General features: G+C 40.9%; 14 protein-coding genes. 4 read left to right on the forward strand and 10 right to left on the reverse strand.

Features of this window, described 5'->3' with window-relative positions:
• Positions 1 to 75 precede the first annotated feature (75 nt).
• From QWZ01_RS24325 to QWZ01_RS24335, 3 genes are read right to left on the reverse strand one after another with little or no spacing between them, the layout of a single operon-like run.
• Positions 76 to 1,320 (reverse strand): RNA polymerase sigma factor, encoded by a 1,245-nt coding sequence (locus QWZ01_RS24325; RefSeq protein ID WP_290328070.1) that lies wholly within the window; start codon positions 1,318 to 1,320, stop codon positions 76 to 78.
• 58 nt (positions 1,321 to 1,378) lie between these two features.
• On the reverse strand, positions 1,379 to 1,717 hold the full coding sequence (locus tag QWZ01_RS24330; RefSeq protein ID WP_290328072.1) for a YciI family protein: 339 nt from the start codon (positions 1,715 to 1,717) through the stop codon (positions 1,379 to 1,381).
• Positions 1,718 to 1,757: 40 nt separating this feature from the next.
• Positions 1,758 to 2,744: a hypothetical protein gene (locus tag QWZ01_RS24335; protein WP_290328074.1), complete on the reverse strand. Its 987-nt coding sequence runs from the start codon at positions 2,742 to 2,744 to the stop codon at positions 1,758 to 1,760.
• A gap of 398 nt (positions 2,745 to 3,142) precedes the next feature.
• Here QWZ01_RS24335 and QWZ01_RS24340 point away from each other — a divergent pair, with 398 nt between their 5' ends.
• The 3 genes from QWZ01_RS24340 to QWZ01_RS24350 all read left to right on the forward strand — a co-directional run bounded on the left by QWZ01_RS24340 (position 3,143) and on the right by QWZ01_RS24350 (position 4,734).
• A complete protein-coding gene (locus QWZ01_RS24340) occupies positions 3,143 to 3,595 on the forward strand; it encodes a carboxymuconolactone decarboxylase family protein (protein ID WP_290328076.1) in 453 nt (150 codons plus the stop codon).
• A 26-nt stretch (positions 3,596 to 3,621) separates the two neighbouring features.
• A complete protein-coding gene (locus QWZ01_RS24345; RefSeq protein ID WP_290328078.1) occupies positions 3,622 to 3,975 on the forward strand; it encodes a YciI family protein in 354 nt (117 codons plus the stop codon).
• Between the two features lie 126 nt (positions 3,976 to 4,101).
• Positions 4,102 to 4,734, forward strand: coding sequence for a DsbA family oxidoreductase (locus QWZ01_RS24350; protein WP_290328081.1), 633 nt, complete (start codon positions 4,102 to 4,104; stop codon positions 4,732 to 4,734).
• Between the two features lie 93 nt (positions 4,735 to 4,827).
• Here QWZ01_RS24350 and QWZ01_RS24355 read toward each other — a convergent pair whose 3' ends face one another.
• From QWZ01_RS24355 to QWZ01_RS24380, 6 genes are all read right to left on the reverse strand, one after another.
• The gene (locus QWZ01_RS24355; RefSeq protein WP_290328082.1) at positions 4,828 to 6,126 is read right to left on the reverse strand and encodes an NAD(P)/FAD-dependent oxidoreductase; all 1,299 of its coding nucleotides are present in this window, start codon (positions 6,124 to 6,126) and stop codon (positions 4,828 to 4,830) included.
• Between the two features lie 50 nt (positions 6,127 to 6,176).
• Positions 6,177 to 8,258 carry a DNA ligase D gene (ligD, locus tag QWZ01_RS24360; protein ID WP_290328085.1) on the reverse strand — a complete coding sequence of 694 codons (2,082 nt, stop codon included), beginning with the start codon at positions 8,256 to 8,258 and terminating at the stop codon, positions 6,177 to 6,179.
• Complete coding sequence (locus QWZ01_RS24365; protein ID WP_290328087.1) at positions 8,236 to 8,853, reverse strand: DNA polymerase ligase N-terminal domain-containing protein; 618 nt, start codon at positions 8,851 to 8,853, stop codon at positions 8,236 to 8,238. Before QWZ01_RS24365 ends, ligD begins: the two co-directional genes overlap by 23 nt.
• A 147-nt stretch (positions 8,854 to 9,000) precedes the next feature.
• The gene (locus QWZ01_RS24370) at positions 9,001 to 9,453 is read right to left on the reverse strand and encodes a carboxymuconolactone decarboxylase family protein (RefSeq protein ID WP_290328089.1); all 453 of its coding nucleotides are present in this window, start codon (positions 9,451 to 9,453) and stop codon (positions 9,001 to 9,003) included.
• 23 nt (positions 9,454 to 9,476) lie between these two features.
• The gene (locus tag QWZ01_RS24375) at positions 9,477 to 10,472 is read right to left on the reverse strand and encodes a hypothetical protein (protein WP_290328091.1); all 996 of its coding nucleotides are present in this window, start codon (positions 10,470 to 10,472) and stop codon (positions 9,477 to 9,479) included.
• Between the two features lie 61 nt (positions 10,473 to 10,533).
• A complete protein-coding gene (locus QWZ01_RS24380) occupies positions 10,534 to 11,541 on the reverse strand; it encodes a bestrophin family protein (RefSeq protein ID WP_290328093.1) in 1,008 nt (335 codons plus the stop codon).
• A gap of 317 nt (positions 11,542 to 11,858) precedes the next feature.
• Between QWZ01_RS24380 and QWZ01_RS24385 the strand changes: the two genes are divergently transcribed.
• Positions 11,859 to 14,171 carry a glycoside hydrolase family 3 N-terminal domain-containing protein gene (locus QWZ01_RS24385; RefSeq protein ID WP_290328095.1) on the forward strand — a complete coding sequence of 771 codons (2,313 nt, stop codon included), beginning with the start codon at positions 11,859 to 11,861 and terminating at the stop codon, positions 14,169 to 14,171.
• A 101-nt stretch (positions 14,172 to 14,272) separates the two neighbouring features.
• On the opposite strand, the gene QWZ01_RS24390 is transcribed toward QWZ01_RS24385, so the two are convergent.
• Positions 14,273 to 15,214, reverse strand: coding sequence for a DUF5996 family protein (locus QWZ01_RS24390; RefSeq protein WP_290328097.1), 942 nt, complete (start codon positions 15,212 to 15,214; stop codon positions 14,273 to 14,275).
• Between the last annotated feature and the right edge of the window lie 10 nt (positions 15,215 to 15,224).

The following is a 15,224-nucleotide window of genomic DNA, read 5'->3' on the forward strand; positions in this document are numbered from 1 at the left end:
AAGAACGATGTTGATTACAGAAAATAAACTACGGGCTTTTAAAGAGTTAAAACGGATGCATTTACAAATGCCCAATTAATTACCCATTTTACTTTTTAACAGCTCAATGTTTTTATTCATCATTTGCTGGTCTGGCTTGGAGGTAGCCAGTTTTAAAGCTGTTTCGTAATTTTTTAACGCTTTACGGTTGTTAATATCCGTATAAAGATTGCCGAGTAATGAGTAATAAAAAACATTATCGGTGAGGTTTAATGTTTCGGCTTCTTTAATGGCCTTTTCTTTTCCTTCAACTTTTGAAATGGCGAAAATCCTGTTCAGTGCTGCAATAGGCGAATATTCTAAAGCAAGTAATTGATCAAACAGTTGCAGGATATTTTGCCATTTTTCAACAGAATCTGTTTTATGGGTATGCCAGTATGCAATTCCGGCCTCTAAGTGATATTTACTCAGATGATTTCCGCGCGATGCCTGATTTAAAAAATGCGTGCCCGCCGCAATGAGTTCCTTGTCCCACAGGTTTTCATCCTGATCCTGATAAAGAACTGTTTCGCCTGTTTCATTTAAACGGGCATCAAAACGCGAGGAGTGAAAACACATGAGTGCTAACAGGGCGTTTGCCTCTGGGGTATTTGTTTTATCATTTCCTAAAAGCAAGTAAACCAACCGCATAGCCTCCTCACAAAAATCTTTACGGAGCGTAATGTTTTGGGAGGTAGAATAATAACCTTCAGAATATAACAGGTAAAGTGTTTTCAAAACATTTTCAAGCCTGTCGTCAATTTGTACCAAGGTAGGTTGCTCAATCCTAATTCCGGCTTCCTTGAGTTTTTCCTTGGCACGGTTTACACGCTTATAAACTACTTCCTTATTGGTTAAAAACGCGTCGGCAATTTCCTGAAAGCCAAAACCGCAAAGTAAATTTAAAGCCAGGGCAACCTGCGAATCGCTTGATATTGCGGGATTGCAAACGGTAAAGATCATAGCAAGCTGACTATCTGTTATGTTTTTAACAGATAGATCAAGTTCAATTTCTTCACCGGCAACTGCACTTGTTTTTAATTCGTTAACAAGTTTTTGTTCAAATATTTGGTTTCTTTTAATATAGTTCCTGGTTTTGTTTTTGGCTACGGTGTATAACCAACCGGTAGGGTTTTCCGGAATGCCCTTTGATCCCCAAACCTCGGTTGCCGAAAGAAATGTGTCACTAACAATATCTTCGGCTATTTCCATATGCTCGATACCGAATAAATAGATAAGTACCGATATCATTTTCTGATATTCGGTACGGAATAAATTGGGTATGAGTTCTTGCTCTTTCATAGAAAAACCTCCGTAAAAATACAGCGGCATTTTTATAAATCATTGTATTTTTTTATGCTTATGATCCCATTCTGATCTCAACAGAACCGCCCAGTTCAAGTATTGGGCAACCCTGCGCAATCTTCTCGGCAGCTTCATAATCTAAAGCTCTAACGATGATCATACCGCCAATTGATTCCTTAATTTCGGCAAATGGGCCATTAATGGCACTCTTGCCACGCTGTACTATTTTGCCTGCTCCATCCCAGCGCTGAATAGGCCTGGCTAGTATTCCTTGCTTAGAAAGTTCTTCAAACCAAACCTGCCAGTGCTCCAAATGTGTTTTAAATTCATCAGGGCTCGGCTGTACTTCAGGATTCTGGAAGTCCCTTCTGAAAAGAAATAGAAACTCTTTCATAATTATTGGTTTTTGTATTGTTAAGTAATGTTCTGTTTAATTACTGATATAAATAATTGTTATCAGCTTTCCTTATATCGGCTACCCACCTGTTAATGTATAAAATTAGATCTGCCTGATTAGGATTGGTTTTTACCTCAGCATGTGCTCCAAATACGATCATACCTAATGCAATGCATTGGTAAATATCCAATTCTCTTAATAACCCAAAGCTGAAGCCGGTTATAAATTTATCCCTGGCACTGGCAGAGATCTCAGCTATATGATCAAGTGCCCTACGGGCAAATGTAAATTGTTGATCATCTGAAAAAAGAATCACACTGTTAACTGAATAGAGTACCAGTCTGTTAATATTCATTGTTCTGAATATAGAAAAGCACTTCTTTTTTAAGCTAAAAGATGTATTTACGTTAAAGCTTGTATTAGGCAATTCACCGCTGAGCATCATCCACAGGTTTATAGCCTCATGCTCGTCAAGCACTAACGTAACTTTGCCTTGCGAGGTGAATTTACTTATTATATAAAGTAATTCATCCATCTGGAAAAATAATGTTTTTGAAGGGTCGCCGAGGTAAAAAATAAAATCAAGACCGGTTATATGATTTGGCTTTAAAACATCATTCAGAAGCCCCAGCCAAAGCGGCGATGCGTTCGTTAAATCTGTCCATTCATCAAAAGCTATGGAACGGCAATTTTTAAACAGGTGGCTAAGCTTATCAAGCAGCTGGTTAGTTTTTATGTTGTTCCAGGTATGGGCTGTGATGTTTTCAGGTAAAACAGGGAAATTATATGTTGTTAGTGCCGATGTGTTATAACCTTCCTTCAACGCAATACTTTTAACACCTGATTTTCTTAAAAAATCGGGCAGTGGTAATTCATCTATTCCGAATACGTTTTTTGATTGTTTGCAAGCAACAGGGCTTGATAATATCTCATTATTTTTCAGGTCAACATTATTGAATGTCCCTGCTTTTTTTATTGTTTCAATAAGACCTGATAATATTGGAGTTGAATTGATGATTTCCATATCTGCTGCAAAAATTATCGTATTGTTTTAAGGTTAATGTTGGCAAATTGACAGGTGATAATAAATAGCTGCTTTTTCATTATTGGTTTTGTAAAATAAGGTGTATTTGAACGCTTAGTTAACAGGTAAGAGGTGCTTTCTGTACAAGTAAAATACAATGGATGTGCCGCCAATTAATTTATTGATAAATAGATGATTGTATTCGCATGGTGGTTTGAGTTGCACTATATATCGACAGCAGGAGTTATGTGTAGCGAAATACAGAGCTTTAAAATGATCAATACAATGGGTTGTTGAACTTTAAGGAATTATAGCTATAAAATATAAAAATAAATTCTGTCAGATTTGTCCAATCCCGGGAGGCCGATTGTTATTAGTCTTTAAAACATTTAAATACAATGGAAAAGAGACTTAATTTACATGCAAAAGGTGGCAGCGCTTTAAAACCCTTATATGGCATTACAGGTTATTTAAAAAAATCAACGGTTGAAGACAGCATATTAGAGCTGGTATTCTTCAGGGTATCTCAAATCAATAATTGTGCCTATTGCCTTGATATGCACTCAAAAGATGCACGTGCAGCGGGCGAAACTGAACAACGTCTTTACGGCATCAGCGCATGGCGCGAAACACCTTATTACACCGAACGTGAAAGAGCAGCTTTAGGCTGGGCCGAAGCGGTAACAGCTTGCAATGTTCCGGATAGCATTTATCAGGAAGTATTAAGCCAGTTTTCGGAAGAAGAAACTATTGACCTGACACTTGCTGTAACTACCATTAATACCTGGAACCGTATGAACCTTGCTTTCCCAAATGAGCCGGGTACCTATAAAGTTGGAATGTTTGGTTAATTAACAATAGCCTAAACCATACTAACATGGCAGATTTCTTATTGATATATTGCCGAAACCATGACTTAATGGAAAGGCAGCCCTCGCCGCAGCAGCTCCAGGATTCAATTTCCGATTGGAAGCGTTGGTTTAAAGCCATTGATGTGCAGAACCGGAAAGGTAAGCCCCTTCAGTTTTGTGATCGTGATGGAGTGGTTGTGCAGTTTCGGAAAGTGAACATAGGTGTTTATGTTGAAGTGAAGGAGTCGATAGGTGGGTTTACATTTCTGCACGCGGCAAACTATGAGGAAGCGGTAAAAATTGCCGGTAGCTGCCCAATATTGCAGTTAGGTGGAAATATAGAGATAAGAATGATCTGTGTAGGAGGAGGAAGCATATAAGGCAGGGTGCTTGCGATAAGCAAACGCCCTGCTTTGTTTAATGAGTTCATTTGGCAACAAACAGGATGAAGTATGGAGGTAATCCAATTTGATTGCCCTATTCTTAATCCCTCAATTACTAATAAATTGAAAATTGAAATTTGGTCTGATGTGGCATGTCCATACTGTTATATCGGTTTAAAACATTTGGAAAATGCCATCAGGCAATATTCTGATGAACAGCCGCAGGTTGTTCTTAGGAGTTTTGAGCTTGAACCTGAAATTGCTGTTGATAGCGGCGAAACCCAATATTTAACCATGATCAGGCAGTATAATCAATCCTCGTTAAGGGCAAGGCAAACGCTTAACGCTATTAGCAATGCCGGGAGAGTAGCCGATTTAAAAATGGATCTGGATAAGGTGATCAGGACAAACACTTTTCACGCCCATCGGCTCATTCACTTTGCCAGGAAAAAGGGAAAAGCAATGGAAATGGCATACCGGCTTTTTAGCGCCTATTTCCAGGAAGGGCAGCATATTGGCGATAAAAATGTATTAACAAAGCTTGCTGCTGAAGTGGGAATTGATTCAACGGAAGTTATAGAAAGCGACCTGTATGCGGCAGAGGTTAGGGCAGATGAACACCGATCGCAATATATGGCCATTAACGTGGTACCATTTTTTCTGTTTGAGGAAAAATACGCTATTGCGGGTGCCCAGCCGGCTGATCATTTTATCAGACTCATGAAAAGGCTTAATTCCCCGGGTTTGCCTGCATAAATAAGTAAACTAAGAAATTCAATTTTTTATAAAGGCCCGCGTATTGAAGTTGAAAATACGCGGGCCTTTTATATAATAGGATTTTGATATTAATTATTCTCCCATACGGTTTTCACGATTCTCTGACCTGAAGATCATACGCAGGGCCTGATCATGGGTAAGGTATGCTATTGCCCAGTTATAAAATGTTTTGATTTTATTATTATAGTTGGCAAGAGATACAAGGTGGATAAAAAGCCAGCTCATTAAACCTAAAAAGCCACCTAAGTGAAGTTTATGTTTAAAAAGATCGGCCATGGCAACTCTTCTGCCAATGATGGCCATATCTCCGCGATCAAAATAAATGAAAGGTTTCAATTGCTGTCCTTTGGCAACCAGGTTAAGGTTTTTTGCCAGCGCTTTTCCGTGTTGAATGGCTGGTTGAGCAAGCTGGGGGTGCCCATTAGGGTAATCCGGATCAGAAAATTGCAGACTTATATCGCCAATGGCATAAATGTTTTCGTAGCCATTAACCCGGTTAAAAGCATCCACAAGCATACGTTTGCCTTTTCCGATACTTTCTTCAGCTATACCTTCAAATGTGTTAGCTATTACACCGGCTGCCCATATTAAAGTTTCGGCCTCAATGGTGCTTCCGTCAGATAGCTGCACTACGCCATTTTCATATGAATTAACATGAGTGTTCAGTTTAATGTGTACGCCCAGATCGGCTAAAGCCTTATAAGCCGTTTGGTGCGATTTATCGCTCATAGGTGCTAAAAGGTACGGCGAGCCATCAACAATGTGTATCTCGGTAGTTGCTTCCAATAGCTGAGGGTAGTCATTGCCCAAAATATAGCGTTTCATTTCGGCAAGCATACCGGCAACTTCCACACCAGTTGGGCCACCGCCGGCAATAACCACAGTTAACAACTTTTGCCTTACCGCAGGATCGGTTTCAATGGCCGCTTTCTCCATCGTTTTGATCAGCTCGTTGCGCATATACAGCGCATCGTCAATGCCTTTAAGCGAAAAGGCTTTGGAACGCACACTTTCGTTGCCAAAAAAGTTGGTTTTTGAGCCGGCCGCAAATACAAGGATGTCATAATGCAGTATGCCGCCATCGCTCAAATGAACCTCATTTGCGGCAGTATCTACTTTTTTTAAAGATGCCATTCTGAAAGAGGCTCCTTTATTTTTTAATACCTTACGAAATGGGTAACTGATACTTGCGGGTTCCAGGAAGCTTGTGGCCACCTGGTATAGTAAGGGAGTAAAATAGTTGTAATTGTTTTTGTCAACCAGGGTTATCTGGTAGTATTTGTTCTTCAGCATGCGGCTAACAAAATTTAGCCCGGCAAATCCGCCTCCAATAACTATGATGTGCTTTTTATTTGCGGCACTATATTCCATTAGTTTTTCTTTTAAGGTCTATTTGATAAATATCAGTTCGGCACTGCAATTTAGTGACTATCAAATATATTTTTTCCTTTTTTCATTGTTTCTTCTAAATCAATTCCAGGTTCAAGTATGCCTTTAAACAGGTCGCCGGTTTCTTTGAGCCGGTCTATGGCATTAAAGATGGTGAAGTCGCGCATTTTTAAACCAGGTTTTACTTCATCCCAATGCAAAGGCATAGATACTGTAGCACCAGGCTTAGGCCTTAATGAGTATACCCCTGCTATAGTAGCTTCGGGGCGGTTTTGGAAAAAATCAAGATACATTTTATTATTACGGGAGGCTGTCTTCCTTTCAAGCGTTGTAAACCCCGGAAGTTCCTGGTTAACTTTATTAACAATGAGTTTAGCAAATAACTGCGATTGTTCATAGCTATAGCCCGTACCTATCGGAATATAAATATGTATTCCGGTTGAGCCTGATGTTTTCGCGAATGATGGGATTTGAAGAGTATCTGCAATTTGCTTTACCATCAGGGCGGCTTCTATAACCTGGTCAAACGTGTTGCTATCGTCAGGATCAAGATCAATAACACAATGATCAGGATGCTCCGGCGAGCCCACACGACTAAGCCAGGGGTTGATCTCGATACAACCTTGTCCTGCCATCCACAGCAGGCTTGTGATGTCGCCCCCAACAAGGTAATTATGATGTTCGCCCTTAGCTGTATCGTGCGCAAATGTTTTAGCCCAATCAGGCACTTTGCCGGTAACATCCTTTTGGTAAAAATGCGGTCCTGTAATACCATCAGGAAAACGATTTAATGACATTGGCCTGTTTTGCAGGTGCGGCAACATGTATTCAGCAGCAACCATGTAGTAGTTAAGCATATCCCGCTTGGTTACAGCTTCCTGCGGCCAGTAAACTTTATTGAGATGTGTAAATTGCAGATCATTACCTTGAAAATTTACCACCGCCGTATCATTGCCCCGCGGCAGTAGTCCAGTTTGTTCTGTATCTGTTTCAATAATGGGGGAGGTGATTGTTTTATTAACTTGGTTAATGGTTTTGGCTGTATTTTTAGGTATTTCCAATTCTACATCGAGTGCTTTTTTATCAATGCGCATCCCTTTAAATGAGGCCTGCCTGAAAAGACCATCTTTGGTAACTTCCGCAAAGTTCACCTCACATATCAGCTCGGGTATAAGCCAGATAAAGGTTTCGCCGGTAGTTTTTTTAGTTAATGGAGATATGTGGCCCGCTGTTTCTATATCAAAAGGATTTACGCCGCTGATATAAGAGGCAAAACTCTCCATCATTTCCATTTGCAAAGCCACAGAAAAACCGGTGCCTACCTTGCCGACAAACCTTAGTTTCCCACTTTCGTAAACGCCTAACAGCAAAGCGCTGAATGGCTTTGATGTATCTTTATTTTTGGTAAAGCCACCTATTACAACTTCCTGCCTGCGCTGAACTTTTATTTTAAGCCATTCTTTTGAACGTTGATCGGGGCTATAAACGCTATTGGCTTTTTTGGCAACAATACCTTCATATCCATGCTTTTCGGCATTTTCAAAAAGCTGTTTACCGCTGATGGGTATGGCAATACTTTGGCGTATCCTATCGCTGTTGTTTTTTGATAAAACCTCCTGTAATATTACCTGTCTTTGTTTTAAAGGCAGGTTCATCAGGTTTTTGCCTTCGTACCATAAAATATCAAATACACAATATTCAAGCAAGCTATCTTTTTCGCTTTTCCAGTTTTGGAGTGCTCCAAAATCTGTTTTTCCATCCTCACGCATTACCACAATTTCGCCGTCAATAACCGCATTGCATGGCCATATTTTCAGTATATCAATAATAGGGTAGTATTTAGTGAACGAAACATCGTTACGTGAAATCAGCTTCGCGTTAAAGTTGTTGATAGTCGCTATTGCGCGGTAACCATCCCATTTGTTTTCAAATAGCCAATCAGCGTCATCAAACGGAGCATCTACCAGGGTAGGCTTCATAGGTTTAATATCCTTTGGCATTTCTGCTTCAGGAGCCTCGGTTAAAATTGAGGAAATATCCATTGGGTTTGAGTTAGGGTTGTCATCTAAATGCTTCTGATTATCAATATTATCAGACATGTAATTTACTATCATGATTCCATACGTTATCTGCAGAAATAGCCATTTCTTCAAGGTTTTTGTGTGATATAACAGAACGATCCTGCAGGGTAATATCGTTGGCGCTTGCAAATTGATCATTGTGTTTAATAAGCAACCAGTCGTTCTCGCCCATGCCATGGGTTTTAACCAGTGCAAACTCGCCATTTAGCTTTTGCCCGTGTAGCTTTATTTTAATAGAACCGGTTGATAACTGCTTTAATAGCGCTTTTTCCCGGGCTGTCTTTCCTTCTATCGGCTCAATGGGTTCATAAGTACCCTGATCCCAAACAATAACAGTGCCTCCACCGTATTCTCCATGGGGGATGTTACCTTCAAAATTCCGATAGTCGAAAGGATGATCTTCAACCATCATAGCCAGATGTTTGGCTTTCGGATCAGTTGATGGTCCTTTGGGGATTGCCCAGCTTTTTAAAACACCATCCATCTCCAGTCTGAAATCATAATGTAAATGAGATGCCGCGTGTTTTTGTACTACGAAAACCAGATTGTTTTTATTAGTGCTGGTACCTGCTACAGGCTCGGTTGTTTTTGTAAAATCGCGCTTTTCGATATATGGTTGAAGATTCATGTTGCCTGAGTTTAATTTGAATACCGATATGATTTGTACTGCATGTATGGCTTGATAAAGGACAGTTTGAATACATGAGCAGGTAAGAGATATACTTGATCATTTAAAGAGACGGCATGTTTAATACCGCCTCTTTAAATAAATGCATTAAGCAAATTGCCCTACTTTGTAGGTACCCACAGCATTTGGAAAAGCAAGGTTAAAACGGTTCCAGGTATTGATGGTAGTGACAGCAAGTGTAAGGTCTATCATTTCTGCCTCGGTAAACAGCGGACTAACCTCTTCATAAATGCTATCAGGTACATCGCAGTTGGTTACTGCTTCGGCCCATGCCAGTGCGGCGCGTTCCCGGGCCGAAAAATAAGGTGTTTCGCGCCAAGCGCTGATCCCATAAAGGCGTTGTTCGGTTTCGCCGTGTGAGCGGGCATCTTTAGAGTGCATATCTAAACAGTAAGCACAATTATTGATTTGAGAAACTCTAAAAAATATCAGCTCCAGGAGTTGTTCTTCTACAGGTGAATTTTTTAGATAAGCACCTATTTGAAACAGGGGCTTTAATGCATTTTGTCCTTTTGCAAAGACGTTGATTCTGTGTTCCATCGTAATTAGATTAGTGTTAATATTTATTCATACAGGTGCATGCTTTCTGGTTTTTGCAGGTCATCTATCCATTTTTGAATGTATTCCTGTAAGTTTTGCCGGCTTGGGGCAGCATTGAGTTCGCCGTAGGAGCCAAACACAATAAGGCCGAGAGCAATACAATGAGCAATGTCAAGCTGCTTTAATAAGCCAATGCTAAAACCCATAATAAAATTCTGACGGGCATTCAGGCCTATTTCAATTTGATGTTCAACCTTTTTGCGGGTTAGTACAAACTGCTGATCCTTAGAAAATAATATGGCGTCGTTTGCCGAATAGATGAGCAGGCGCGCTATATTCATGATCCTGAAAATGGAGAAATACTTTCTTTTAAGATCGGCAGGGCTTTGGGGAGCAAGAGATACTTCGGGGTTTACACCGTTCAGCACCATCCATAGCCGCAGGGCCTCGCTTTCGTCAAGAGCAAAAGTTACCTTGCCGTATGAGGAAAATTCACAAATGAGTTCAATTGCCTCATCTACCTGGAAGGATAGCTTACTTATCGGGTCGCCCAGGTAAAAAATAAATTCCATGTCTGTTCTGCCTAATGGGCCAATCACATCCGCTAACAAACCCTCCCATAAATTGGAGGCTCCGGTAAAATCGGCCCAGTCGTCAAAAGCAATTGTTTGGCAATGGCTAAAAAGCAGGTGGAGTTCGTTTATAACATTTGGGTCCTTGAAAAAAGCCCACAAATATTGCTCTACCTCTGCCGAAGGTAATGCAACTGTAAGCTTTGCAAGTCTTTCAAAGTCATGACCTGCTTTTAAGGTAACACTGCGGATGCCCAAAAGTATCAGTATTTGGGGCAGGGCTCTTTCATTAACACCCAGGGCATTTAATTGTAAACCGGACGCAGGGTTATCCTCATTCAGGGCGGTAAGGTATATATTATCCGAAACGGTGCTGGTTTGTACCATTTGTAACAACCGGGTTAAAACCGGCCCGGTGTTTTTAATTTCCATATTTAGTGTTTCCATTGTTCAATTATTTTAAGCTCATTTATTGTCTTTGATATGCTGTTGGCCCGAAGACATATAATTACAGGATAATATCGTTTTGAGGCTGCAACTCTGCCGGAAGGTCTATTTCTCCCAAAAACTCCCGGAGCTCAATTTCAATACTGCGGCTCATTTGTGAAATGGGTACATCATTGGCGCTGCCCTCGAAGGGGTTTTCCGTACTTTCGCCTACTTGTTCAAGGGAGATGTAAATCCAGGAAATAATGGTGCTGAACGGCACAACCAACCAAACCATATATCCTTTCATAGCGCCCTGTACCACATCATTAAGGCGGTCAAAATCTTTCAGCATTCCAAAGGGCAGCATAAAACAAAACAGCCATATAAAAAACGTGTTGATAATGGCATACTGGCGTGGATAGGGCGAGTTCTTCATCTGTTCGTTTCTGGCCTGCTGGGTATAAAAATCACGCAGAGAGCGTTCCATTTCTACAAATTGAAGTACTACGATCTCGTCCTGTTCATACAGTTGCTTTATAGTTTGGCTTTGTAATGAAAGTATTTGAGTGGCTTTGTTATTTGTGCCAAGAATATATTTTAGCTCTTCGCCCGAAAGGTATTTTGCCAGCTCACTTTCAAATGAAGTTTCCCATTCGGGAATGCAATAGTATTGTTGGTATTCGGCATTATGTTTTTTGTTGGCGCTTTCCCATATCCTGCCTTCTCTTAGCTGATAACGCAAGGCGGTAAGCCAGGCCATATGTCTGTAAATAAGCAGGCGGCTTTTTTCCGGATTGTTGAAAAAGTCGCGGCTTATAATACCCCATGATCTGCTGAGGCTGAATATGGTTGTCCACATTTGTTGGCCTTCATCTGTACGTTTATAGGTTTGGGTATTGGTGAAGCCCACTATAAAGGCTGCGCTTGTACCCATAAACCCTATTATGGGCCACGGAATATCAAGCCATTTAAAATCTAAAACCTGGTAAAGAATTACCGGTATAAGACCGATAATAAAAAGGGCATAAATTTTTCTCCTCGTCCAAACCAGGAATTCTGATAGTTTGTATGATTTTCCGGCGTGCATAATGTTATAATTGCCAAAGCAGTTTGCAAGTGATGTGCCATTGAATTAAGTGCTTGATTTTTAGTATTTTGGTGTTATGTTGGGCTCGCTGTTTACACCTTATATCGTGGATGATAAGTATGTTTCGCTAAATACAGCGTGTTAATCAAATAACGGCTGCTTCTATTAAATCAGTTATTGCTTACTAAACGGTTGTATAATTTTTATTTTCACAATTAAGCACTTTTAAACTAAATTGCAATCGATTGCAATTTAGTTTGTCATTAGATGAACGATGAGAACTAACGATCAGTCATAAAATTCAAACCGAGATAAAAATGCGCCAAAAGAAATTATTCTTTTTGTTAATGTATGCTGTACTTTTTGCTTTTAAGGCCCAGGCCCAGCTTTACAAAGACCCGAAGGCTCCAGTACAAAAACGGGTTGCCGATCTGTTGAAACGCATGACGCTTGAAGAAAAAGTAGGGCAGATGAGTATGTCGTCGCTCACCGGAGCCAAAAACAGTAAAATAGCCTACGGCGTTTTAGAGAGCCCATTCACCACAGTTTATGACGTGGCCATAAAATCTGCAGATGCAAAAAAATTTAGTCGGGAGCAAACCCGCCTGGGAATCCCACCCATACAAATAGGGGAGTGCTTGCACGGGCAATTAGCTGCAGGGGCAACCACCTTTCCGCAGGCCATAGCGCAGGGCAGTACCTGGAATCCGGAACTTATTGAGCAAATGGGCAAAGCCATTGCCACAGAAGCATCCACATCGGGTGTTGATGAAGCCCTGTCGCCCCTGTTTGACCTTATCAGAGATGCCCGTTATGGCAGGGTAGAAGAGTGCTTTGCCGAAGATCCGTATTTGGTTGGTCAGCTTGGTTCGGCATTTGTAAAAGGCATGCAGGGCAATCCGCAGCAAACCCGTACCAGCTTTGCCTTTGATAAAGTAATGTGTACCGGAAAGCACTTCGCGGCCTACAGCAAACCCATCGCAGGTATAAATCTGGCACCTACAGAAATTGGAGAACGCGAATTACGATCCATGTTTTTGGCACCTTTTCGTGATGTGGTGCAGGATGCGAACATAGCCGCTATTATGCCCTCCTATAATGAAATAGATGGTATCCCGGCTCACAGCAATGAGTTTTTGCTAAAACAGGTATTAAGGAAAGAGTGGAATTTTAAAGGCTATGTGTTTTCTGATTACGGTGGTCTTAGCCAATTATATGATTTTCATAAAATAGCCAAAACCAAATCAGAAGCTGCATTAATGGGGATAACGGCAGGCGTTGATCTGGAGGCAGCACGTCCTGATATTTATCCTCATTTAATAGAGCTGGTTAAAGCCGGTAAAATTAAAGAATCGCAAATTGATACCGCGGTAGACCGTATCCTTACCCTAAAATTTAAGGCAGGCTTATTTGAAAAGCCACTCGCCGATACCGCCCTCCTAAAAGACAGGGTACATACTCCTGAGCATATCAAACTATCGCAGCAAATAGCCGAAGAATCAATAGTTTTATTGAAAAACAAGGATAACCTGTTGCCACTGAATATCAGTAAACTGAAATCAATAGCCGTTATAGGCCCCAATGCTAATAAGGTACAATATGGTGATTATAGTTTTACCAGGGATAACCTTTCAGGTGTAAATGTGCTTGAAGGCATCAGGCAATTTGTAGGCAACAATGTTAAAGTGAACTATGCACCAGGATGCGAACTTAGCGGCCTGGATAAAAGCGGGTTTGATGAAGCCGTAAAAACCACGCAGGAAAGTGATGCCGTAGTGGTTGTATTAGGAACAACCAGTGTAGTGTTCTCGGGAATTGGCTGGAACGGCCAAGCACCGGGTAATGAACCCAAAGACCCATTTACCTGTGGTGAAGGATATGATGTTACTGATATTGACCCGCAGGGTGTTCAGCGTGAATTGTTGCAGGCGGTTTATAAAACCGGTAAGCCGGTTATCCTGGTATTAGAAAATGGCCGGCCATGGAGTATCAGCTGGGAAAAGGAAAATATCCCGGCTATTTTAGAGGCCTGGTACCCGGGCGAAAAAGGAGGTACGGCTATAGCGAATATCCTGTTCGGTAAGGTAAACCCATCGGGCAGGCTTAATATGAGTGTGCCGCAATCAACAGGGCATATACCGGTATTTTATAATTATGTAAACTCAGCGAAAGGTATCAACCGTGAGCCAGGAACCCTTGAAAAGCCAGGCCGTGATTATGTATATTCATCAACAGATCCGCTGTTTGCCTTTGGTTTTGGTTTAAGTTATACGTCGTTTGATTACAGTAACCTCAAAGTATCAAAAACAGAATTCAGCAAAAATGAGCAGGTAACGGTTTCTGTAGATGTAAAAAACACAGGAAGTATAGCAGGTAAAGAGGTTGTGCAATTGTATTTGGGCAATAAGGTAAACTCTGTAAGTACGCCAGTAATAGCCTTAAAGCGTTTCAGTAAAATAGCTATTGAACCGGGAGAAACCAAAACAGTGAATTTTACCATTAATGCTAAAGATATAGCTATCTGGAATCGTCAAATGAAAGAGGTTACAGAACCCGGCACATTTGATGTAATGATAGCTAAAGCTGCAAATAATGTGGTGCTGAAGAAACAATTGGAATATAAAAACTGATATTATTTTTAAACTAACTGAGTGTAATAAAAAAGGCTTTCTGCTATTAGCTGAAAGCCTTTTTTATGCAATTGATTTACTGGTTTACAAATATCTAAGCACTAAGACCGGACAAAATGTTCAAGTGGGGTAAGATCGCAGTTCAGGTCCTCATTCCAGTTGCCTGTATTAGCGGCAGCACTGTAAGTTGATTTGAAAAAATCGAGCAACATTGTTTCCGGCTCATCAGATTTTTGCACATCAGAATACCTTAAAAGAAACTCGCCCATTTCGGAAGAATAAAAGGCTTCAGGAGGGCTAATCGCTTGTTTTGCGAAAGCTTCCGTAGTTGGATAGCATGAACCATAGAATAATGGCGTTGGATGTGATTTGCTGCCCGGCCAAAATCCGATGCCAAATTGTTCATGCGAGTAGGACTCCTGCATAACAGGCTCTGGCATGTGTGGTTCCGAACCCACAAACTGCGGAGCTCTACGGCCAGAAAACACGGAAAGCGACAGATCAAAAGCACCCCAAAACAGTTGGGCCCTACTGCTTTTGCCATTAAACCCGGCCCTGAATCTTACCATTGCAGTTTCTATCCGCAGTAGGGCCTGCCAGTAATTATGCATCTCCTCCTTTATGTAAACACGCTGCTTATGGTCTTCATCAAAAGGAATGGCATGAGCAATTTCACTGGGCATGGCGTGTATATTGGTATTGATGCCAAATTCATTAAGTAAACGGAGCAAATGTGCGTAAAAACTTGAAATACTGCCCGGCTGTAAATTGATGAGCGCGGAGGAGCCGTTAGATAAAGTGATGGAAAGCTCGTGGCTGATAAAGTCAAAATCTATCTGAAAACTACCCTGGTCAAAAGGAATGGTACCCGTAGTTAACCCTCTTGAGGTCAAATAAAGTGTTACGTGCCAGCTATGGTTGATCCATGGGGTGTTGGCCATTCTGATCTTACCAACTATTTGTGTCCACAGCTGAACTGTTTCAAGCGTGTCTTTTAAAGATTCATAATTAAGCTCAGGCCATAAGTTTCTTTTCGCTTCCATAAAAGTTTTG

This window comes from Mucilaginibacter aquaedulcis, assembly GCF_030409325.1.
GTDB classification, from domain to species: domain Bacteria; phylum Bacteroidota; class Bacteroidia; order Sphingobacteriales; family Sphingobacteriaceae; genus Mucilaginibacter; species Mucilaginibacter aquaedulcis.